This is a genomic window from Paenibacillus ilasis (genome assembly GCF_043195395.1).
In the GTDB taxonomy this organism is placed as follows: domain Bacteria; phylum Bacillota; class Bacilli; order Paenibacillales; family Paenibacillaceae; genus Paenibacillus_AQ; species Paenibacillus_AQ lautus.
This window is the reverse complement of sequence record NZ_JBHDJG010000003.1, coordinates 244,605-267,679: the sequence shown is the minus strand read 5'-3', so window position 1 is coordinate 267,679 and position 23,075 is coordinate 244,605. Positions and strand designations below refer to the sequence as shown.

Here is a 23,075-nt window from a genome sequence, read left to right as displayed (position 1 = left end):
CAATGGACATGCTGCATGGTACAATAGGTGCATTATGACCTGGAGTGTGGTGCATGTTCAAGAAATTAGGAATGGCATTGGTTTACGCCGCCGTAGGTGGTCTTGTTTACTTTTATGGCGATGTCATATTGGTATGGATTCGATCGACAGACAGTATCATGCTGATGATGCTCATGGCCGTCGTCATGGCCCTGTTTCCGGTGATCCCTTATCCGGTGGTTGGAGGCGTTATCGGTGCCGCCCTGGGGCCGGTCATCGGCGGAATCGTCACTTGGGTTGGCTCCACCGCCGCTTCCATCCTGATGTTTATGTTCATCCGATACGGCTATCAGGAATGGGGCGACCGGGTGCTTTACCGTTATAACAGGCTGGGAAAAGTGACAACGATGTTCGAGCGGAACGCCTTTTTGACCATCCTGTTTACCCGGTTGATCCCGTTTATTCCTTCCATTGTCATCAATGTGTACGCGGCTCTCAGCAAGGTAACGTTCGCATCATACAGCATCGCGTCTGCGTTAGGCAAAATCCCTGCCATGCTGCTGTTCTCGATGGTAGGGGATCATCTCATGACAGACCCTTCCCACATCATCATCACCATCGGCGTATATGGCGTATTTCTTGCGATAACCCTTATGGTTTACCGATTGTCGGGCTTTGGCCGTTCAGGAAGAACGGAGACCGAACGCTTATAAGCGTTCGGTCGGTGAGGCGGGACCACTTCGTTCTGCAGGTGCGGAGTTCTCGCCTTTTTTCTTTTGGAACCAAGCTCGAACAGCCTCGATCTCTCGCTGATCCATTCCACTTAAACTTTCGTTGATCTCGCTGAATATCATCTTCACTTGAAGGGATAGAAGCCCTCTTCTTCGCTGTCTACGGGTACCGCTAACCTCCATGGCGATAATCTGCGGCCGGCGTATATACCTGGTGGACATTGCAATGAAACGGCTGCGGATCGTAAGCTGTTTGTCCGTGACATTAACTCCGGAATCCCGGTGCGAAAGGAGTCCCCAAGCTAACGAGAGCGGAAGCAGCAGAAGCGATAACAAACCGAGCCTGTCAAAATACCAAATGCACGCAGCACTGACTACCACGGCAAAAGCCAGCTTCCACCGCAGGTACATCCATTTTGCGCGGGGCGGCGGCGAAGCGGTAATGGCCTGAGCGCTGAATTGAGGCGTAACCCGATTCAGCAGCGCCGGAATATCTCTGGTCTTCAGTAGAGGATGAAGCATGAAATGCTTGTCGGACTCAGAAGTAAGCACATGAACCTTCACTTCAGCGTAACCGAACCAGCGCCGGAATACGCCTTCTTTAACGGTAATGGCCAGCACTCGCTCGGGAGAGAAGAGCAGTCTTTTTCTCTCCAGCAGACCGCAGCTGACCGAGATTTGTTTCCCGATCCGCTCGACGGTAAATCCCGCATATTTAATCGTGTAGAGCACGGCGGAGAGCAGCCAGGATACGATAAGCGCCACAGCGGCAATGCTGATCCAACTGCCGGGCAGCAGCTTCCCTGCCGACTGAAACAGCGATTGGTACATTTGATCCGGAAGCAGGTCATCGGCAAATGATAAAATACCACCTACAAAGGCTAAAGCCAGTGACAGGTTGGGCGAGGAGAGAGCGGCACTGAGCAGGCGTCCGGAGGATAGCTGGAGCAGCGTGCTGCGTTCCTCTTCTTCCGTGATTGCAGCGCTTGTATTCTTTCTGCCAACGACGCCCGAATCGGAGTCCTCCAAAAGATCGCTTCCGTATCCCATGTTATGATTCGACGGTTGAACGGATTCGTAATTCTCCCGGGTTTCCGGCGGTTGAACAGATGGCCCCTCCGTCTGAACGGGAAGGCTCTGATCGGATGGGTCGGGGCTTTCATGGGCTTGGTGAACCTCACGCTGCGTCTGCCTTGTTCGGGTTTGCTCGCGCAGCCAGCGCTGCAGTCGTTCGCCTTCGCTATTGGTGATGGCAGGCAGTATGCCCCCGCCTTCCGTTTTGCCCGGCGTTTCGATTCGGACCTGGGTAAGCCCCAATATACGCTGCAGCAAGGGCTGCTCCATATTCATGGAATGAATGCGGCCCGTATAGATGGATAGTTCCTCACGGAACAGAACGCCGCGACGGATGAGGATTTTGTCTTCTTCCAGCGTATAGACGAAGCGTTTCCACTTCAGATACCCGTACAGAAGCAGAAGCGAGACCAGGATAACGATGGCGGCGGACAGCCAGTACCAGGGGATGTCGCGCAGCGATTTTCCGTTAAGGAATTTGATGGATACCAGAGCGGCGATAGGAATGAGTGACTTTACACTGCCTACGAGCGGGAACAGGATGAACAGGCGGTGAAGTCTTGTCGGTTTATTCATCGTGATCCACCACTTTGGCCAGCTCGCCGATCTGTTTCTTCAGTTCCTCTGCTTCTTCCAGCTTGAGCGCCTGGATGACATGTGTCGTTGCGGCGGTAACGACCTTAACCTTGGCTAAGCCATATTTACGAAGGAGCGGTCCCCGTTCCAGCTCGACATGCTGTACCCGCGTCATCGGGACAAGAGTGTCACTGAGCCAGATCCAGCCGGAGCGAAGCTCCAATTCTTCCTCGCTTACCTTGAAGCCGAATTGTTTGTAGGTGAAAGAGGGCACGGCCCAAGTAAACCAGGCTCCGAGTACCAGAAGTCCGATGGTGATCCAGCCCGGTATCAGAGTCCACCCGAATATAGCAGCCATAATTAGATAGGCTGCTGCAGCGAGTAGAATAACCCCATCCGTAATGAAACCCGTTATGCGTGAGATCGTTACGGAGTCCGGGTGACACCTGCGCATGGCGTCAAGTCGATTGTCCATATGTATGTTCCTCCTTGATGTTACAGATTCGTACATTTTGCATCTTTTATGTATGTCTACGTTCTTGGGGATGGATCGTTTCATCCCGTCCTTTGACTTGATTGCCGTGCCTATCATTGTAGCATAACAGGCTAACGAGCATCTGAACCTGACCTAACGGTTGCATGAACACATGCCGAATCTGTTAAGCTTGAGTTAAGGAAGAACATAAGATGATCGAGAACGAAAGGATCGCATGCAATGAAAATAGACCGGCTATTAGCCATAACCGTCCTGCTTCTGAACCGGGGGAGACTGAGCGCCAAAGAGTTGGCTGATCGGTTTGAAGTATCGAGCAAAACCATATATCGCGATATGGATACGCTATGCCAAGCCGGGATTCCGATTGTTGCCCACCAGGGAATATCCGGCGGATTTGAAATTATGGAGCATTATATGATCGACAAGTACTGGCTGTCCGCCGAGGAGATGAGTGCGCTGGTTACAGCCGTCAAAGGGATGAGCAGCGCACTGGATGATCAGCAGATGGGCATCCTGCTTGAGAAGGTAAAAGCGCTGCTGCATAGGGTAGAGCAGGGGCTTGACGATGAATATCGGAGGGAACCTGTGATCATGGACTTTCAGCCTTGGGGACAGCGTCAAGGACTGAAATCCGCTGTGAGCTTGCTCAAAAAGGCTATTCAAGAAAAGCGCAGGGTCGTGATGGAGTATATCGATGCGGAGGGCAGCGCGGAGCGAAGAACCATTGAACCGGCATCCCTGATTCTGAAGGGCAATATTTGGTATGTACAAGCCTTTTGTCTGGAGCGGGAAGACCATCGCCTCTTCCGGTTGTCGCGCATGCAGGATATAACGATGCTGAGCGAGACGTATGAGCCAAGGCTATGGCCCGGCGAGGAACGATTGGAATGGGATTCCTCCTGGTCGAGCGCGCTGGAGCAGGAGACGGTGCTGTTATTCGAAGCAGCCGCGCGTCAGCGGGTGGCGGATATGTTTCCGCCGGAACAAGTAACCGTCAACCCGGACGGCTCTTTACGCGTTCACGTGTTATACAAATTAGATGAGTGGTTTTACGGCATGATTCTAAGCTTTGGTAATCAGGTGCTGGTTGAGCAGCCGGGCGAAGCGGCCGAGGAAGTGAAGCGAAGAGCACAATGGATTATGCAGCGCTACGATAACCAGGACAGATAGATGTCCACGTTACCTCTTTAGAATAGAGACATATTCATTTTAAGGAGGATACATATGCGTGATAGCAATCAGAATCAGAGTGAACGATTTATAGAGGTAAGACCCGCCATGTCCATTCAGGGTGTCGGCGTTCGAACGACAAATGAAGCGGAGGCAGGACCGAAAGGTAAGATACCGCAGTTATGGGACCAGTATTTCCAAGGCGGTTTGCAGGCACGGTTATCGGATAAGGATCAAGCCATATATGCTTTGTACACCGATTACGAAAGCGACGCATCCGGGGAATACACCTTGATTATCGGCAACAGGATAGAGGAAGACGTGGCTGCTGCAGCTTCTTCGGAGGAATTGAAGCAGGCGTCCGTCCCAGCAGCCAAGTACATGGTATTCCGGACAAGACGTGGCCCTTTGATGGAAATTGTCCCTGAGGTGTGGTATGAAATTTGGAGTTACTTCCAGCATTCAGCCGAAAAAAGGACGTATACAGGCGATTACGAACGGTATGACATGCGGCAGTTTGATCCTGCCCATACCATGGTGGACGTTTACATCGCTATTGAATAGCGGTTAAGAATCGGCTACAGCTCCATTGCTTGGAGTGGAAACGACTATTCCTCGGGTGATATGACCCAATCCGGGAATTCGCGATATTTGCCAATAATGAACTAGAGGGTGATCCCGCAGCGGGATCACCCTCTTTTTTTTCACAATTCAGAGACCGGCATCTTGACCATCGTAATGAACGTAGTGCCGCGATAATCAAACGATGTTACTTCCGAGAAGCCCAGCTGGGTATACAAGCGAATGGCTCGTTCGTTGAATTTGGCAACGGTCAGCCGATACGATGTGCGATTGTGAATTTCAGCGATGGATGACAGCACGAACGAGAGGAACTCTTTTCCCCGGCCTTGTCCGGTCGATTCCGGTTTCATGCCGAGACCGAAATCCAGCAGATCCTCGTCATATGCACCTAACGGGATCGCAATCGGAATTTGGGCAGATGAGCCTGTGCAGCAAAAGCCGAAGAGCTGCCCTTCCTCATCGAGTATGGCGTAATAGGAACACTCAAGGAGTTCTTTCCGAAACTCCTCATCCGGCTCGCTGTTGTAGAAGTCATAGGGAGGTTCATAGTTCCATTCCATAATTTGATCGGCGAACGATTCGGTCATTGTCGTGATACGAAGAGGCATGATTCTCATCCTTTGGGTTTGTTGATATGGGTTTCTTCCATATCCCTTTATTTCGATTTGGAAACGTAAAAAACCTTCTCTTCCGTGTTCATGGCGGGCATACGCCCGGTCCATGCTGAGAAAGAGAAGGCATCCAATCCGAAGGTCCCGCTTATTTAAACCCAGTCAACGCCGATCCCGATTTCATGAAATATTTCTGTCCGAAGAAATAGATCAGAATCATGGGAATCGCCATGATGGTGGAAGCCGCCATCAGTTTCTCCCACTGCGCCCCGTGGTCCTGCTGAAAGCTTTGCAGGCCAACGGTGATGGTCCATTTTGCCGAATCGTTCAAATAAATGAGCGGTCCCATGAAATCCACGTACGACCATACAAAAGAAAATAAAGCGACGGTGGCCAGAGCCGGCTTCAGGATCGGCATGATGATCTTCACATAAATTCGCAGCTCCGAAGCCCCATCAATCTTTGCAGCCTCGGACAACTCGGTCGGTACGCCAAGCAGGAACTGCCGAAGCAAAAAGATGAAGAACGGTGCCCCGAAGAATGCGCCGATGGTCAGCGGCATGATCGTATTGACCCAGCCGAGCTTGGTGAAGATGATGTACTGCGGGATCATCTGCACTTGAGCCGGCAGAATCATGGTCGCCACCACGATGGTAAAGATAATGTTTCGGCCCCTCCAAGGAATGCGGGAAATCGAGTAGGCTACCAGCGGTGCAGAGAAAAGCTGACCGATGATATTCACTATACAGATCAGAAACGTGTTCATCATATAGCGTGTAAAAGGAATGGCTTGAAGCGCTTCTTTATAATTCGACCATTGGAACGTTTCAGGCAGGATACTCGGCGGAAACATGAGTATTTCTTCCGGCGTCTTCAACGAGGTCATCACCAGCCATACAAATGGAAACAGGAAGATCACTGCGAATAGAATAAGGACCAAGTGCGGTAAGATCACTCGCAATTTGACAGCCATGTTACTCACCTCCGTAATAGACCCAACGGCCTGACGTTTTTAACAGGATGAACGTAATCAGCAATACGATGATAAATAGAATCCAGGCAAGCGCCGAGGCATAACCCATCTTCAGAAAGACAAATGCTTCCTGATACAGATTGACCGCATAGAACAGCAGAGACTGTTCCGGACCGCCCAGAGAGCCGCTTCCATCCACCTTGCCGCCAGCTAAAATGTAAGATTCCGTAAAGATTTGAAAGGCTCCGATTAACCCCATGATGAGCTGAAAAAGAATGATGGGGGACAGGGCGGGAACCGTGATCTTCCAGAACCGGTACCACCAGTTCGCTCCGTCGACTTGAGCCGCTTCATAATATTGTCTCGGCACGCCTTGGAGAGCGGCGAGAAAGATTAATGCGCCTGCACCCGAGCCCCACAGGCTCATCAGGATAAGAGACGGTTTCGTATAACGGGGATCCAGCAGCCACGCCGGGTCCGTTAAACCGAGAGTGCGAAGTGCCATGTTAACCAAACCGAAGTCGGGGTTCAGCATCCATGTCCACAACAGAGCGCTTGCGACGATCGGTATGACCGACGGAAGATAGAAGATCGTGCGGTAATAATTGATCCCCTTCACTTTGAAATTGAGCATTACGGCAATCAGCAAAGAGACGGCCAGCGTGATCGGCACGGATATGAACGCCATGAAAAAGGTGTTGCCGAGCGACTTATAGAAGCGGTCATCCGCAAAGATCTGCTCGTAATTCTGTAGCCCCACCCATTTGGGAGGGCTGAATAAATCGTATTCGGTCAGACTCAGGTAGAGCGAACCGAAGAACGGGTAGACCGTAAAAGCCAGAAAGCCGATAATCCAAGGAGAGGCGAACGCCAGGCCAAGATATACATAATGACGCTCCTTCCTGGACCAGCCTGATACGGGTTTCTGTTGATTCACTGCTGTAGAGACTCTCATCTTCGCGCTTCTCCTTCCGCTTTAAGTTTTTAGTATGCAGCCCTGTCCGATACATCGCTGTATTGGACAGAGCCTGCTTCGTTCAGTCATCATTTCACCAGCGGCTGAATCTTGGCCTTCACCTTGTTCAAGCCTTCCTCCATGCTGACGGTGCCTCGGAGAATCGCGTCATATTGTGCGCTGAATTCCGTCATGTACTCGTTCGCGTAGGAAGAAGCCGGGAAGGACTTCAGGTTTTCGCTTGCCGAGTAGTCCAGAAATTCCTTGAACCCTGGCACATCCTCATAGAGTGGATTGGAGAAGGCAGAGTTTCTCGTTGGGAGATTCCCGAGGGCAGCCGTGAATTCGGCCATTTGCTCCGGCTCGGTCATCCATTTGATGAACTTCCAGGACGCGTCCGGGTTTTTGACGCCCTTCGGAATATAGAATACGCTGGTAGACACATTTCCGGAGTTTTTCAATTCCGGGTTGTTCTCATCATAAGGAATCGGCGCAATGCCATAATTCAGATCAGGCGCGTATTGTTTGATGAAGGTGGGCAGCCACTCTCCGTCAATCGTCATCGCATACTTGCCCGAGAAGAACGGATTCTGTGCCGACATGTATTGGCCGAGCCCGGATGAGAATCGGTCCAGATTATCGGAACCGTATTGATCCCAGATTTCCTTCGAGAGCTTAATGGCCGATTGGATCCCCGGATGGTCCGGCGTCACCTGCTGGGTTGCTTCATCATAAAACGATCCGTTAAAGGCATAGCTGAACGTATACGCATCCATTCCGGGCCACAATCCGAGCCGCTGGAGGCGCCCTCCATCCTCCACGATGCTCAGCTTCTTGATATATTCTTTTAACTCGCTTATCGTTTCCGGTGGACCGTCATAGCCGGCTTCCTGCAAAATATCCTTGTTGTAGAACAGCATGGACACGTGCATGGCCGTCGGGATCGCATACGTCTTCCCTTCATGCTGGGAAGAGCTTAAGGCAGCGGGCACGAAGTCCTTAAGATCCACGCCGTCCTCCGCTATATAATCATCAAGCGGCATCATGGCGCCGCGCAGCCCCCACGGCACGACATTTTGTCCGAATTGAGATGCGATGTCCGGAGGATTGCCCCCCGTAATCGCGGTAAGCTGTTTCTGATAGTCGCTTTGGGATAGACCCTTCACTTGAATGTCGGGATTGGCCGAGTTCCACTTGGCAATCAATCGTTCCAGCGCTTCCGCTTCCGGTCCGGTCCAGCCGTACCAGAAGTCGAGTGTTACGGCATCCTGCGCAGGCGGGTTTTCGGATGGCTTGTCACCATCACTGCCAGATTGCGGCGGATTGCCGCCTGTGCATCCTGTTACGATAGAGATCAATAGAATAAGGCTCCAGATCAAAGATTTCTTCTTCCTCTTCATTCCTCTTCCTCCCCTTGAGCATTCGTGTACAATCGTGTAACGCAATCGAAGTTCTATCAATTTCCCTCCCCAAAACAGTTGACTAAACAACCGGCCCTGATCCAGTTATTTGTAAGAATTATGGATATCGTAGCATGTAAAAATATCATTTCATTTCACTATCGTGTTCAAAAATAGGATTATCGTATGGTAATGAACGTTCTATTTGATCGCTTGTTTACGAAAGTCGGTGGGAGAGATGCCCGTGTACTTTTTAAAGATTCTGCAGAAGTAGGAGAGTTCATTAAAACCGGTGGAGTAGCAAACATCCGTCACGGATAACTCCGGCTGCTTCAGCATCATCATGGCTTGTAGAATCCGCAGGTCGGTGAGATACCGGTTGAACGTTTTGCCTGTCCATTCTTTGAAGAGGATGCAGAACGTGGACCTTGATAAATTCGATAGGGTGCATAGATCATTCAGATTCATATCTTCCTGATAGTGGTTATGGATGTGATCAACGACTCTCGTCATGATTCCCCGGTATTTCTCGGATTTCTCGAATCCTTCCCGGAGCAGTTCACCGTTGACCTGCCGTACCAGAATCGAGAGGAGGACAAGGAGCTTCGCTTTGAGCGAGATTTGAAAAAAAGGGGTTCGTCTCTCGTATTCGATCAGCATGTCCTTCAAGACATTCTGGACCGTTACGTCGGTAACGCTGTCCAGCGTTATTTTGGACTGGGCGTTCATTTCCTGGCGCAGAAAGTATTCCAGAAACCCCACATCGAAAAAAGCATGATCTGCTGGCATTTCCTGAAATCTCTCGTTCACGAAAGCTGGCATAAATTCGCATCCGTAAATCTCGATGTCCTCATCGGGTGAAATGCTGACGCTGTGCAAGGTAAACGGTGGTATAACAAAAATATCACCCTTGGAGATCTCGTACGCCTGTTGATTAACGGTGTGTTGGAATGTTCCTTTCGCCACATACCAAATCTGAAAATAATCGTGACAATGCGTCCATAAGCTCTGTTGATAGGTCAATTTATACATTTTGCACGGAAGACCTTCCAACATTTCCATCTTTGAGTTAAAATAAACGACACCTGATCCAGTTAGTTCTTCAATATCAACCTGACTCCAATAAATACTCAATGTTTTACCCTCCCCTATTGAATTCCTTCAGATTAAGAAAACGTTTTCATTTCCTGAGTCAGCCATTTTCTTAAAGATGATTATCCCTGAAAAACGAATCGTGTACAGCATTCCTCTTCCTGCCCTGTGAAATATGTTTCGCATTCGCAAACATCCTATTTCTAGGGGAACGTGGGGTTGTTATGAAAATTGTATATTTGGATGGCTTGAGAGGTTTAGCTGCCTTGATTGTGGTCGTATCTCATTTTTTCCAGGTGTTTGCACCGTCGGTTTTTGAGGGGAGGAAGGAGATCGAGCATTTCGCTTTTGAGGAGATTGCCGCGCGCACACCGTTCAATCTGCTGTTTAACGGCAACTTCTCGGTCTGTCTGTTTTTTGTGTTGAGCGGATATGTGCTCAGCTATCGATTTTTTCAAACCGGAGACAGGCGCATCATTTATTCGTCTGCCATTCGCCGCTATTTTCGTTTGGCCGTACCCGCCTTGTTATCCGTCTTCCTTGCTTATCTGATCATCGTGTTGGATCTCGGAGCCTACGACAAAATACGTGGAATGACGTTATCTTCGATGCCCGATCCGTTTATGGCTGACGCCAATCTGCTAATCATGCTGAAGGAAAGCTTGGTTCATACCTTTTTCACGTATGGATCGCAATACAATCCCGTGCTCTGGACGATGACATACGAGCTGTTTGGATCGTTTCTGATTTTTGTTTTTCTAGTCACTTGTGGCCGTCATGGGATTCGTTATGCCGTTTATGCCGTCCTTATCTGCGTATTCATCGATTCCTATTACCTGGGATTTATATTAGGGATGCTGTTAAGCGATGTAAAGAATAGCGGGAGGGACTGGCTGGCTTATATCCGTCGGCCCTGGATTCATATTCTGCTTCTCTGTATCGGTATTTACGCAGGCTCCTATCCCTATGTCGCACCGCAAGGAACGATATATTCGCTTCTTCAATGGGGGGCTTCCGATTTCGACTTCTTTGTGTTCTATCATGTTATCGGATCATTCCTGATCCTAGGGGTGCTGTTGAATTCGAACCGAATGCAGTCGATATTTAGCCGCAGGTTTTTTGCTTATTTGGGAAAAGTCTCTTTTTCGTTGTACCTTGTGCACTTTACCGTTATTTGTTCCCTAGGGAGCTTTATATTTCTGTATCTCAATCAATTCCTGAACTATGGGTTGAACGTACTGTTTACCACCATCATTACGTTCTTGGTTATCGCTGTTATTGCCCATGGGTTCTACAGGTTCGTGGATGCCCGGATCCTGATCCTGCTGGCACGCTGGAGCAAGCGGTTGTTCCCTGCAGAGAATTTAAGAGGACATCGGGGGCAAGTACAAACGGAAAAGACAATGAAGGCTGATTAGAGCGAAACAGATCCGTTTGTTTACCGTCAGCGTGTGAGCGAAATATAAAGAAAAAACCTTCTCTTCCGCCTGGAGGGCCGGGGATATGCCCGGGCCTTCCAGGAAAGAGAAGGTTTTCTTATGTCACAGCCGCAATTCATGATCCGCTCGCATGGGTCTGCACCACATGCTGCCTGCGGTACGCGCCCGGCGTCATGCCAGTGGCCTTCTTAAACGTCCGGTTGAAGGAGGTGATGTTGAGATACCCGACGCGTTGGCTGATCTCATTGACGGTTAAGTCCGTGCACGACAGTAGTTCCTTCGCTTTGTTCATACGGATGCCGAGCAGATGTTCACTGAAGTTAAGACCGGTCTTCTCCTTGATATAGACGGAGAGGTAGGCACTCGACAGGTTTAGTTTGGCTGACAAATAGTCGAGAGACAGATCATCGGCATACTGGTTATGGATAATGTTCATGAACATGGCGATGAGCGGCTCTTCGCCGGTATCCTTTTTCTTGCGAATGAGGGCGCAGGAGGCTTCAACGAGCTGACGGAATACCCCCTGGTAATCAGATAAACAATGGCATTCTGCCAATCTTGCGCTCCATTGCTTCAAGGATTGGACAGAAGTTTTATCAACCTGGGCCATCTCCATATAACTTAGAATCTTGGAAGCGACCGAATCGGCAAAGAAACGAAATTGCGCAATGCCCGCCTCCTTACGCTGCATCGCTTCGAGCGCCTGATCGATGATCTGCAGGGAGCGGCTGTCGCTGCCGGATTGCAGCGCGTCCAGCAGTCCTTTTTCCTGTGACGGGCTCAGGTTGACGGTGGTTGGAAGCACCCGCTGCTTGGTTACCATCTGTGATTCCTCCATGAGTTGTGCCTGCGCGGTCAGTCCTTTGACTTGATGGTAGGCTTGATTGAATTCGGACGAATGGCTCACCTGGGAACTGACTGCAATCGTGACCAGGAACAATTCCTTTTCTTCATTTAACATGTCCTTGATTTCCAGCAGCAGTTCCTCCAGGCGGGCAGCCTCCTCCCGTTTGAAGATGGATACGATCTCATTTTTTTCGATCTGGAACGTATGGGATCCCGGGTAGCGTTCAGCCGTGATCAGATGAATATGCTCCAGCATATGGCGGACAGCCTGATCGGTCTGAAGGGGGAGCTCATAAACCGGATTCATCCGGAAACGGATGTGATACAGAACCACGATGAAACTTCCGTCATCCGACAGGAAATCCTCCCACTCGCTAATATCGGTATTGATGCTCTTCAGCTGACTGATATAAGAGTAACTGGTTAGAACGGATTTATGCTTGTTCATGCGATCCCGTATTTCTTCCTTTTCCCTGAACAGCTCCTGGATCCGGTTCTGAATCAGATCGTATTCCGTGATGCTTCCGGGTTCCGGCATCGATGAACTGCTGGCTCTGTTCAGAACGGTGGTTAGAATCTGCTTTACCGGCTTGTGCAATCTGCGGCTGAGGAAATAGGAAGCGGCGAGAGCCACGCCAAGCGACAGGCAGAAGATGAGCAGTAAACCGCCGGTTAACCGGCTCAACTGAGAATAGACATGGCTATAAGGTACGGCCGAGACATAAGCCAGTCCGTCGGATCCGGCTTCCGCAAAATAGTAGGTTCCATCCTTCAGCACCGCTTTTTGTCCAGCTTCAAACGTCGGAAGCTGATCTTGATTAATGGAGTTCGATGCGTACAATACTTTTCCTTCAGCGTTCAGAATCGCCAGGGCACGATCGTCCGACTCGCCGAAGAAGGATTGAGCGGCCTTATCGATATCAATGAGAGCAATGATCTCATAGCGGCTGTTCGGTTGTTTATAGATATAGGGCATCAGTTTTTTCTCGGACCAATCGTTGTTTATCCGGTAGGTTGCTGCAGGGAGAAGTTTGAAGGATTCATGATGGTCGGTATAGTTTTTCCAGAATGTATAGGGATACTCAGCGCTCATGTAGGATCGGCCCAACATATAGGAAGCATCGCCGCTACCGGATTTGCTGAGGACAAAATCAAACTCCCGGAGATAAATCAGGGTGTCCTCCAGAAAGAACAGAGGATTATAGATATCGCTCCGCATCTGCATCATCACATCACGTGCCTTCAAGTAATTGACTTCGTTTCCGGCCTGGTGGCGAAGCTGATTATTGAAGCCGATTAATTCGGATTGATTGTATATATCGAACATTAATACCTGCAGTCTGCTGAATTGGTTGTTGAACCGCTCTGCCGTATCATGAACCGCCTGCTGGCTGGTATCGATGATTTCTTTTTGCAGGCTGGTCTTAAAAAGCTGGAAGATGACCGTATAGAAAAATCCGAATAACACGATGATGGCCAGAAAGCTCAGAAAAATCTTAAAGAATACACTGCGGCTTTTATGTCTGATCCAATTCACAGCCTTCCCCCCTTTGTATTTTTCTGACGTCCAAGGTTTCACAACATTATATAGGACAAGTGTTAAGGATTGTGCCCGATTCGTGTTAATCGTTCGTAAAAAATGGATAGTCAATATTTTAGATTTTAAGCATTGCTTTAGGAAAATGGCGCTTTCGCCCATCCATCCAATGAAAGGCAAGACATCATTAAAATGGTCAATACCCCTTATGCGTTCGGGTCGTTTATGATGCAGACGTGGACCTTGGGACACACGAAAGATGCATAGACGAAAGAGAGGGGATTGCCGATTTTGCAACGTCAGCTAAGCAATGTGGAAGCGCATTCAAAAATTCAAAAGAAAAGTGTCTGGCGGAGATCAATGATGCAGATGCGCAGAAACTGGCAGCTATACGCTTTATTTGCACCGGTTCTGTTATACTTCATTGTATTTCATTATGTACCCATGTATGGCGTCCAAATTGCATTTAAGGATTTTATGGCTAACAAAGGGATCGTGGATAGCCCATGGGTGGGCTTCAAACATTTTGAGCGCTTTTTTGACAGCTTTTATTTTTGGCGCATTATTAAAAATACGATGGGTATCGGGTTATATGAGTTGGCGGTCGGATTTCCGATTCCGATTATTCTGGCCTTGATGATCAATGAAGCCAGATCGGGCCGGTTTCGCCGATTCGTACAAACGGTAACTTATGCACCTCATTTCTTGTCCACGGTCGTCGTCGTTGGCATGATCATGATGTTCCTGTCGCCAGTAAGCGGCCTAGTCAATTACATTATCACCTCCTTCGGCGGAGAGCCGATTGCATTCATGACGGAGCCCTCCTGGTTCAAGAGCATCTACGTATGGTCTGGCGTATGGCAGGGCATGGGCTGGAGCTCCATTATCTATTTGGCGGCGCTCGCCGGGATCGATCCGCAGCTGCATGAGGCGGCCAAGGTGGATGGTGCGGGCTGGCTCCGGCGAATCTGGCATATTAATCTGCCGGGGATCGCGCCCACGATGACGATTCTGCTCATTCTGAACATCGGTTCCGTTCTTGGCGTCGGTTTCGAGAAGATCTTCCTGATGCAAAATTCACTCAATATGGAAGCGTCCGACGTCATCGCCACGAACGTATACCGGAGCGGTATATTGGGTGCCCAGTACAGCTTTTCGGCTGCGGTCGGCCTGTTTAACTCCATCGTTAACTTTATCATGCTGATTACCGTAAACCGGATTGCCCGAAAAGTCAGCGAGAACAGCCTATGGTAAGGAGGAATGATGGCATATGCCGCAAAGCCGCAGTGAACGAATAGCCGGCGTATTTATTTACATTATACTATCTTTTATTACGCTCCTTGTACTGTATCCTTTATTTTTTGTTCTGATTGCTTCCATCAGCGCTCCGGAAACGGTGATGCGGGGGGAAGTATGGTTATGGCCGAAGGAATTGTCGTTTGTCGGTTACGAACGATTATTTGCCAATTCGGATCTTATGCAGGGATTCCTGAACACGCTGCTTTATACCACGACGGGAACCGCGCTGAATGTGCTGATGACGATCGCAGCTGCTTATCCGCTTTCCAGAGCCGATTTCAACGGTCGCGGCATTTTCACGGCAATTATTGTATTCACCATGTTCTTCAGCGGGGGGATGATCCCCAATTACTTGCTGGTGAAGGAACTGGGGATGCTGGATACGATTTGGGCCATCATTATCCCTTCGGCCGTATCCGTGTGGAACATCATCATCATGCGGACCTTCTTTCAAAGCTCCATTCCGAAGGAGATGCAGGAGGCGGCGTTTATTGACGGAGCTTCCAACATGCGGGTGCTTTGGCGCATTGTCCTGCCGTTATCCGGTCCGATACTGGCCGTGATGGTGCTGTTCTACGCCGTGGGCCACTGGAACTCGTATTTTAGTGCGCTGATCTATTTGTCAGATCGTGCGAATTATCCGATGCAGCTGTTCCTGCGTGAAATTTTGGTTCAGGGACAAATGCAGGAGATGGTGGATATCAGTGATGATTCACTGGCACGAAGTCTAATGGATGCGGAAGCGATCAAATATGCGGCGGTCATTGTGACGAATCTGCCGATGCTGCTGTTGTATCCGTTCCTGCAAAAGTATTTTGTGAAGGGTGTTATGATTGGTGCAATTAAAGGTTGATTACGGATATTTTATGAGGAGGAAATGAAATTTATGGTGATGAGAAAATGGGCTTCACTTACATTGGCAGCCGTGCTGGCAGCCGGATTGCTGGCAGGCTGTGGTAGTAAAAGCGGGGAAGGTGCAACGGATAAGGGGGAAACGCCTCAGGCTAATTTTAACGAAACGGGGATGCCGATTGTGAACGAGCCCCTCAACCTGACATTCTTCACGGGCAAGTCGCCATCGAACGGAAGCAAATTCGAGGACACCCTCGTATGGAAAACCTATCAAGAGATGTCGAATGTGAATGTAACATGGAACCTCATTCCATTCGATACACTGACCGAGAAACGGAACCTGGCGCTGGCAGGCGGTGATTATCCGGATGTATTCTACTCGGCAAGGGTGAGCTCCGCAGAATTGACCCGCTATGGGGGGCAAGGGGTATTTATACCGCTGAACGATCTGATCGATCAATATGCACCGAATTTCAAAAAAATGATGGAACAGTACCCGGATATTCGAAAAGGGCTTACGATGCCGGACGGCAATATTTATTCCCTGCCTTCTTTCTACGATCCTGAGCTGCTCTCCATGTTGATTGGTACACCGATATGGATTAATCAGGAATGGCTGGATCAGCTCGGGATGAAAGAACCGCAGACGACCGAAGAATTCTATACGTATTTGAAGGCCGTCAAGGAAACCGATCTGAACGGTAACGGACAGCATGATGAGATTCCATTCGCTTCAACAGGCATTACCGGGATCATCGATCACTTGAAAGGCTCTTGGGGACTTGGTACAAGTGGACTTGGCCATAAATTGGTGGACATAGATCCGGACACAGGGAAACTGCGCTTCACAAAGGCTTTGCCGGAGTACAAGGAAATGCTGCAGTTCGTGAACAAGCTGCATCAGGAAGGACTGCTCGATAAAGAAATCTTCACGATTGAAGGCGGAGCATTGAATGCGAAAGGGCAGGAGGGCCTGCTCGGCTCCACGATTGTGCCGAATCCGGAGATGGTGATGGGACGCAAAGAATACATCGGGCTAGGGGCGCTTAAGGGACCGCACGGAGATCAGCTCTATTCTCACGTCAAAGTGCCGATGGTTCACGTGGGTGCATTTGCGATTACCGATAAGAACCCGAATCCGGAAGCCACGATCCGCTGGATGGATTATTTCTATGGGGATGAAGGAGCCCAGTTCTATTTCATGGGTAAAGAAGGCGAGACTTATACGAAAAACGCTGACGGTCAGCTCGAATATGTGAAAGAGATTACGGAGAATCCAAACGGATTAACGCAGGATCAGGCGTTGGCCAAAAATTTCACTTGGCTCGGGGGCAGCTATCCGGGCTTTGTGCGGGAGCAATGGTTCAAAGCCTCGGAGACACGCCCTAACGCAATGGCCGCTGCCGAAAAAGCAAAGCCGTATGCTGTAAAAGAGATTCTTTACAATTTTAACTTTACATTGGAAGAGACGGACGTCATGTCCTCGATCGGTAAAGATATTGAGGATTACGTTAAGGAAATGGAAGCGAAATTCGTGAACGGCTCGGCCTCGTTCAGCCAATGGGATGAGTATGTGAATACACTCAACAAGATGGGACTGGACCGATACATGGAGGTTTACCAGGCCGCTTATGAGCGCTACCAGGCGGAGTAAACAGATATAAGAAAATCAAAAGACGCGGTGCGGGGATGATCCCGTATCGCGTTTTTTAATCACTCCAAATCATTGGTGAAATATCCCAAAATGAGTGATAAGATCATATTAAATGACAACCAATTTTGGGGAATTACATCACTGAGAGGAGGGAGTGTCTAACGGGTGAGAATCGCGTTTATCGTATTGGGTGTCTTTAAAGGGTTAACTCATTGGTTTTTGAAGCCGAGACGGAGATATACTTCCAATAACAAGGTTGAATGGATGGTTGAGCGGTTGATTCAGGGCTTTTTGATCATGTGGGCCATCCTGTTCATACGTTGGGTTATTTTGATCAGCATAGCAACAATGAGGCATTTTGGAATCATTGATTAAAGGCGATGAGGATGCTGGTACTTGTTCTGATAAGTGGAGTATCACAATACATATGAAGGTGATTTCAAGGTTGGCAGGCAGCTAGTATACAGCTGCCGCTTATAGAAGCCCGGCATGGCTGTCGCGGCTTTTTTGCTGTTTGGCGTCCATTTTACACAAACCGCGAGCTTTATTGAGGATGCGTTAACACTTCTTCCTTACACTTGAAATTAAATAAGGATAGAAGAGGGGATATGGAGTTGAAGCATAAAAGCATGAAAGTAGTCTCGCTGTTGATGGCGGCGGAAATCACGATGGCCTCTTTATTTTCGGCAGGCACCGTGATGGCTGAAGAGGGACAAGAGATACTTCAGACGGCCAGCATGGAGACAGCATCGCAAGACACAGCTATCGCTGCCGTTGATTTCGGCATTACCGATAAGATCCTTCCGGATGCACATGCAGAAGAAACATATACAGTAACCGTTGATGTATATGGCGGACAAGCACCGTATACCTTCTCGGCAACGGGTTTACCGGCAGGCTTGGACATTACATCCGATACAGGATCCATTACGGGCACGCCTGCTGCTGGACAAGAGGGAGAATATACGGTTGAGGTAACGGTACAAGATAGTGCAGCCGTACCTGCAACGGCTCAGTCGCTTGTGAAATTGCAAGTTTTGGGAAAACGCACTGATCCGGTGGCTGACAAGCTGGCCATGAAAATGATCGGGCATTATTCCGTAGGTACCTCCAATAAGGATGGCGGCGTTGCGGAAATTGTAAAATACAACAAAGATAACGGGAAGCTCTATCTAGTCAATGGTTCAACCCAGCCGGCAAGTCTCGAAATCGTGTCTATTGACGCTGACGGCAGCTTGCTGAAGGACAAGCAGATCGATGTGGAAGCGTTGGCAAGCACGGGCGGTTTTCTGTATGGGGACCTCACCAGCGTGGATATCAACACCAAGACGAAGCAGGTTGTGGTCGCTGTGCAGGAGCAGGATCATGCAAAAGCCGGCAAGGTTCTGGTACTCGACTATGACGGCGGCTTGATCAGATCTTATGAAACCGGCATTCAGCCGGATATGGTCAAGTATACGTCCGATGGCCGTTATATCCTGACAGCGGATGAAGGCGAGCCTCGTACGGAGATCGCTCCTGATCCAGAAGGAAGCATTACGATTATCGACACCTTATCAGGCGAAGTAAGTCATTTGAAGTTTGATGACCCGTCGATCATTGACGATCAGGTGCATATTCGCGGACCTGTGGAAGCGGACGGGCAAATTCGCAGCACCGGAACTAAGGGTGATGCTGTTCATGATCTGGAGCCCGAATACATCTCCTTGTCCGAGGACGAGTTGACGGCTTACGTTGCTTTGCAGGAGAATAATGCAGTCGCCGTGGTCGATATCGCCGCGAAGCGTATTCAATCGGTCAAGGGACTCGGGTATAAGGACTTCAATCAACCGGAGAATCAGCTCGACCTTCTGAAGGACGGACAAATCAAGTTTGAGAACGTTCCTTTTTACGGGATGTATATGCCGGACGGAATCGCGACCTACAGCGTGAACGGACAGCAGTATATTCTGTCTGCGAACGAAGGCGATGCAACAGGCTGGGATGAGCGAAGCAATGAAAGCGACATTGGCAAAATGAAGCCTAATCTGGATCCGTTGTCTCCGGCTGCTCAATTTCTAGCAGACAAGGGAACCGCCTACGACAAGGTTGAGGTTGCCAGCGATATGGGAAATGAGGAATTGTATCTGTACGGAGGTCGTTCATTCTCCATATGGAATGCAGCCGACATGTCCCAGGTGTACGACAGCGGCAGTGATTTTGAGAAGATTACGGCCGAGCGCTTACCGAATCATTTCAATGCCAGCAATGATAAAACCGATCTGGACAGCCGCAGCGCCAAGAAAGGTCCAGAACCCGAATATGTAACGGTAGGTAAGGTAGGACAGAAGACGCTGGCTTTTGTCGGCTTAGAACGCATTGGCGGGGTTATGACGTATGATGTAACGAATCCATCCGACCCTGCGTTTCTGAACTACATCAATACACGGGATTTTAACGGCGGAATTGAGTCGGATTCCGGGCCTGAGGGATTGGACTTTATTCCGGCCGCGGACAGCAAGACAGGACGGCCGCTGCTGCTGGTCGCTAATGAGGTCAGTGGGACGGTGGCCCTGCTGGAGCTCCAGGTAACCAAAATTACGCTGGACAAGACATCACTGAAGCTGAGTCCAGGCGGCGCACCGGAACTATTGCAGGCAAGCGTGGAGCCGATCCAAGGCGGCTCAACCGAGCTGACTTGGAGTTCCTCCAATGAAATGGTGGCTTCCGTGGATCCAACCGGTCTGGTCACGCCAGTCTCCGCAGGTGAGGCCGTGATCACCGTCTTGAGCAGGGATGGTTATGGGTCGGCGGTAGTACAGGTTAAGGTAACGGATGGTTCGTCGGAAGGAGAGCCATGGAAATTAACGGTTATGCATACCAACGATACGCATGCGCATCTGGCTGAAGTGGCCAGAAGGGCTGCACTGGTTAAACAGGTCCGCAGCGAGGGCGGAAACAGCCTGCTGCTGGATGCAGGGGATGTCTTCTCAGGCGATCTGTATTTTACCAAATGGTTTGGATTGGCCGATCTGGCCTTCATGAACTATATGGGTTATGACGCGATGACGTTCGGTAATCACGAATTCGATCAAGGCACCAAGACGCTTGCAAATTTCGTGAGCAAGGCGCAATTCCCGCTTGTCAGCGCGAATGTGGATCTGAGTCAGGATGCTAACATTTCGCACCTGATTCGTAAGCCGGAGGTGATCGATACCGATCAGCCAAAGACGACGGCAAATAACGGGGTTTATCCTTACGTCACGCTTCTGGTGGACGGTCAAAAGGTCGGGGTATTCGGATTAACGACCGAGGATACGGCAGAGACGTCGAGCCCAGGTAAAGATGTGGTGTTCCGTGAAGCGGTGACCTCAGCTCGTGCAACCGTGGAGGCGATGGAGCAGGAAGGGCTAAACATCATCATCGGTCTGTCGCATCTTGGGTACGCCAAAGATCAGGCGCTTGCCGAAGCAGTTGAAGGCATCGACCTCATTGTTGGAGGCCATACCCACACAACGCTCAATGCACCGGAAGTGGTGACGGACAATGAACACGGTACACCAACCGTCATCGTGCAAGCGAATGAATGGGGGAAATATCTCGGCCGGGTCGACTTGCAGTTTGACAAGGAAGGCAATGTTCTCGTTGGAGACGGCGAACTCGGCGGCAAGCTGATTCCGGTAGACCATACGGTCGCGGAAGACACGCAGGCTAAAAATATGCTGGCTCCTTATAAAGCGGAATTGGAAGAGCTAATGAAGCAGGTTATCGGCACTGCAGGAGTGGCGCTTGATGGAAAACGCGAGAATGTCCGCTCCAAGGAGACAAACCTGGGCAATCTGATTGCGGATGGCATGCTGGCAAAAGCCAAAGAGCTGAAAAACGCCGATATTGCTCTCACCAATGGAGGAGGTATTCGCGCAGCCATTGATGAAGGTGAAATCACGATGGGCGAGCTGCGTACGGTGATGCCTTTTGGAAATACGCTGTTTGTCATGGACGTCACAGGACAGCAGCTGAAAGACGGACTGGACAACGGAATTAGCGGTGCCAAATTGGCGGATCTGCCAGGAAAATTCCCGCAAATCGCCGGGATGAAATTTAAATGGGATCCAAACGCTCCGGCAGGTGATAAAGTGTTCGATGTACAGATTATGAAGGATGGAAGCTACAAACCTTTGGTATTGACCGAATCGTACCGGATGGCAACAAACAGCTTTGTGGCCAAGGGCGGGGACGGATATAAATCCTTTGCCGAAGCGATTGCCGAAGGGAAATATAACGAGGATCTGGGTTATCCGGATTATGAAATCTTCATGGAATATGTGACCAAGCTGGGCGGAAAGGTTTCGCCGAAGGTGGAGGGAAGAATTACGGAGCAGAAGAAACCGGCGAATCCTGGCGACGGCTCCTCACCGGGATCAGGTTCAGGATCAGGTGGTTCGGGAGGCGGTTCTGTAACACCGCCGGTATCTCAGCCTAACACTCCTTCCTCGGGCGGAGACACATCATTGCCAATCGTAATGACAGGCAAGGATCTGATGATAGGCGCTGCAAGCGGAGCTGTGGACCACATTACGGTGAAGGAAGAGGCATGGCAGAAGGCAGTTGCCGGATTGTCTGCGAACGGGCAGCAGGAACTGATTATTCGGGCTCCGGAGTTGAACCGTGCCGCGGAGCTATCCCTTTCGGCAGCAGGTCTGAAGCAGGCCATGGAGCGGAATTCGAATGCGACCCTGGTGCTGGAGACTGCACTTGGTTCCTTCCGTCTTCCGATAACGGCTCTACATTTGGATGAGGCTTTGGAGCCGGCGCAGGGCTCCGGCAGCATCCAAGTGAAAATATCCATGACCCCGGTTGGCAGCAGGGTGGTGGATGCTATGACAAGCAAGGCAGCTTCCATGGGTGCCTCGATGGCAGCGAATGGAGCGCTTCAGTTTGGCGTAGCGGTTGGAGCACCAGGCGCAGAGCAAGAACTGAAGGATTTCGGGAAGCGTGTCATCAGCCGTATCCTGCCGCTGCCGGCAGGGAAAGCTCCGAATTTGGTCACTGCTGTAATCTATGACGCAGAAGCGGGAACCTTCCGATTTGTACCGGCTGCCGCGACGACATGGAACGGTAAACCGGCCATCGAAGTGAAGCATGCCGGAAACGCCATTTATGCACTCCTGCAGTACAAGAAAACCTTTACGGATCTGAACGGCCACTGGGCGAAAGCGGAAATTGAATCCATTTCCTCCAAGCTGCTCGTGAACGGAGTCAACGCTAACTCGTATGCACCGGGCAAGGTGATCACACGCGCCGAGTTTACGGCTATGCTGGTCCGCGCAATGGGACTTAGTCCAATCATCGAGAGCGGATCATTCAAGGATGTCCAGGATGACGCCGCGTACGCCGGCGAGATCGGCGCAGCGTCGCGTTACGGCTTGGTCGAGGGTGGCACCGGCGGTGACTTCTCGCCAAATGCTGGCATGACGCGGGCAGAAATGGCTGTGATGATCACCCGTGCTATGGATGCGGTAAGTCCGACAGACCTGCCGAATCAGGGTGCAAATGCCGCTACCGGATTCAAGGATCAGTCATCCATCCCTGCCTGGGCGGCTCCCCATGTAGCCAGTCTTACGGAGCAAGGCATCGTGCAGGGCGATGATCATGGTCATTTCGGAGCACTCGATTCGGTTACCCGCGCCCAAGCGGCACTTGTTCTGAAACGTACTTTGGCTGCATTGAAGTTTATGAACTAAGCGAAACAGGAATCCATTAGAAGTAAAAGACCGTCCTTAAGGTTGCTAAAACCTTAAGGGCGTTTTTTATACCAATGTAAATGGCG

The 23,075-nt window shown here is 50.1% G+C and carries 16 protein-coding genes; 8 read left to right on the top strand and 8 right to left on the bottom strand.

What is annotated here, in order from left to right; genetic code table 11:
• Positions 1 to 53: 53 nt before the first annotated feature.
• Positions 54 to 692, top strand: coding sequence for a TVP38/TMEM64 family protein (locus ACETK5_RS25450; RefSeq protein ID WP_326115509.1), 639 nt, complete (start codon positions 54 to 56; stop codon positions 690 to 692).
• Here ACETK5_RS25450 and ACETK5_RS25445 read toward each other — a convergent pair.
• A complete protein-coding gene (locus tag ACETK5_RS25445) occupies positions 687 to 2,360 on the bottom strand; it encodes a PH domain-containing protein (RefSeq protein WP_394058590.1) in 1,674 nt (557 codons plus the stop codon). The genes ACETK5_RS25450 and ACETK5_RS25445 overlap by 6 nt on opposite strands.
• Entirely contained in the window at positions 2,353 to 2,835 is a 483-nt protein-coding gene (locus ACETK5_RS25440; protein ID WP_076322918.1) for a PH domain-containing protein, read from the bottom strand. Before ACETK5_RS25440 ends, ACETK5_RS25445 begins: the two co-directional genes overlap by 8 nt.
• 240 nt (positions 2,836 to 3,075) lie before the next feature.
• On the opposite strand from ACETK5_RS25440, the gene ACETK5_RS25435 reads away from it, so the two are divergent.
• Both ACETK5_RS25435 and ACETK5_RS25430 read left to right on the top strand, forming a co-directional pair.
• A complete protein-coding gene (locus ACETK5_RS25435; protein WP_326115505.1) occupies positions 3,076 to 4,026 on the top strand; it encodes a helix-turn-helix transcriptional regulator in 951 nt (316 codons plus the stop codon).
• 54 nt (positions 4,027 to 4,080) lie between these two features.
• Positions 4,081 to 4,590, top strand: a complete 510-nt coding sequence (locus ACETK5_RS25430; protein WP_100540633.1) for a GyrI-like domain-containing protein — start codon at positions 4,081 to 4,083, stop codon at positions 4,588 to 4,590.
• A gap of 140 nt (positions 4,591 to 4,730) precedes the next feature.
• On the opposite strand, the gene cpaA is transcribed toward ACETK5_RS25430, so the two are convergent.
• From cpaA to ACETK5_RS25405, 5 genes are all read right to left on the bottom strand, one after another.
• A complete protein-coding gene (cpaA, locus tag ACETK5_RS25425; protein ID WP_326117217.1) occupies positions 4,731 to 5,216 on the bottom strand; it encodes a capreomycin N-acetyltransferase CpaA in 486 nt (161 codons plus the stop codon).
• A 151-nt stretch (positions 5,217 to 5,367) separates the two neighbouring features.
• Complete coding sequence (locus ACETK5_RS25420; protein ID WP_326117216.1) at positions 5,368 to 6,192, bottom strand: carbohydrate ABC transporter permease; 825 nt, start codon at positions 6,190 to 6,192, stop codon at positions 5,368 to 5,370.
• A 1-nt stretch (position 6,193) separates the two neighbouring features.
• The gene (locus ACETK5_RS25415) at positions 6,194 to 7,147 is read right to left on the bottom strand and encodes a carbohydrate ABC transporter permease (RefSeq protein ID WP_394058587.1); all 954 of its coding nucleotides are present in this window, start codon (positions 7,145 to 7,147) and stop codon (positions 6,194 to 6,196) included.
• Between the two features lie 89 nt (positions 7,148 to 7,236).
• On the bottom strand, positions 7,237 to 8,547 hold the full coding sequence (locus tag ACETK5_RS25410; protein ID WP_100540637.1) for an ABC transporter substrate-binding protein: 1,311 nt from the start codon (positions 8,545 to 8,547) through the stop codon (positions 7,237 to 7,239).
• Between the two features lie 201 nt (positions 8,548 to 8,748).
• Positions 8,749 to 9,681, bottom strand: coding sequence for an AraC family transcriptional regulator (locus tag ACETK5_RS25405; RefSeq protein WP_100540638.1), 933 nt, complete (start codon positions 9,679 to 9,681; stop codon positions 8,749 to 8,751).
• 182 nt (positions 9,682 to 9,863) lie between these two features.
• On the opposite strand from ACETK5_RS25405, the gene ACETK5_RS25400 reads away from it, so the two are divergent.
• Positions 9,864 to 11,057 carry an acyltransferase family protein gene (locus ACETK5_RS25400; RefSeq protein ID WP_394058584.1) on the top strand — a complete coding sequence of 398 codons (1,194 nt, stop codon included), beginning with the start codon at positions 9,864 to 9,866 and terminating at the stop codon, positions 11,055 to 11,057.
• A gap of 136 nt (positions 11,058 to 11,193) precedes the next feature.
• Here ACETK5_RS25400 and ACETK5_RS25395 read toward each other — a convergent pair whose 3' ends face one another.
• Positions 11,194 to 13,461 carry a helix-turn-helix domain-containing protein gene (locus ACETK5_RS25395; protein WP_394058582.1) on the bottom strand — a complete coding sequence of 756 codons (2,268 nt, stop codon included), beginning with the start codon at positions 13,459 to 13,461 and terminating at the stop codon, positions 11,194 to 11,196.
• A gap of 363 nt (positions 13,462 to 13,824) precedes the next feature.
• On the opposite strand from ACETK5_RS25395, the gene ACETK5_RS25390 reads away from it, so the two are divergent.
• The 4 genes from ACETK5_RS25390 (at position 13,825) to ACETK5_RS25375 (ending at position 22,989) form a co-directional block, all read left to right on the top strand.
• Entirely contained in the window at positions 13,825 to 14,715 is an 891-nt protein-coding gene (locus ACETK5_RS25390; RefSeq protein WP_243390952.1) for an ABC transporter permease, read from the top strand.
• A 16-nt stretch (positions 14,716 to 14,731) separates the two neighbouring features.
• On the top strand, positions 14,732 to 15,613 hold the full coding sequence (locus ACETK5_RS25385) for a carbohydrate ABC transporter permease (RefSeq protein ID WP_100540642.1): 882 nt from the start codon (positions 14,732 to 14,734) through the stop codon (positions 15,611 to 15,613).
• A gap of 33 nt (positions 15,614 to 15,646) precedes the next feature.
• On the top strand, positions 15,647 to 17,266 hold the full coding sequence (locus ACETK5_RS25380; protein ID WP_394058579.1) for an extracellular solute-binding protein: 1,620 nt from the start codon (positions 15,647 to 15,649) through the stop codon (positions 17,264 to 17,266).
• Between the two features lie 608 nt (positions 17,267 to 17,874).
• On the top strand, positions 17,875 to 22,989 hold the full coding sequence (locus ACETK5_RS25375) for a choice-of-anchor I family protein (protein WP_394058577.1): 5,115 nt from the start codon (positions 17,875 to 17,877) through the stop codon (positions 22,987 to 22,989).
• The last annotated feature ends 86 nt before the right edge of the window (positions 22,990 to 23,075 follow it).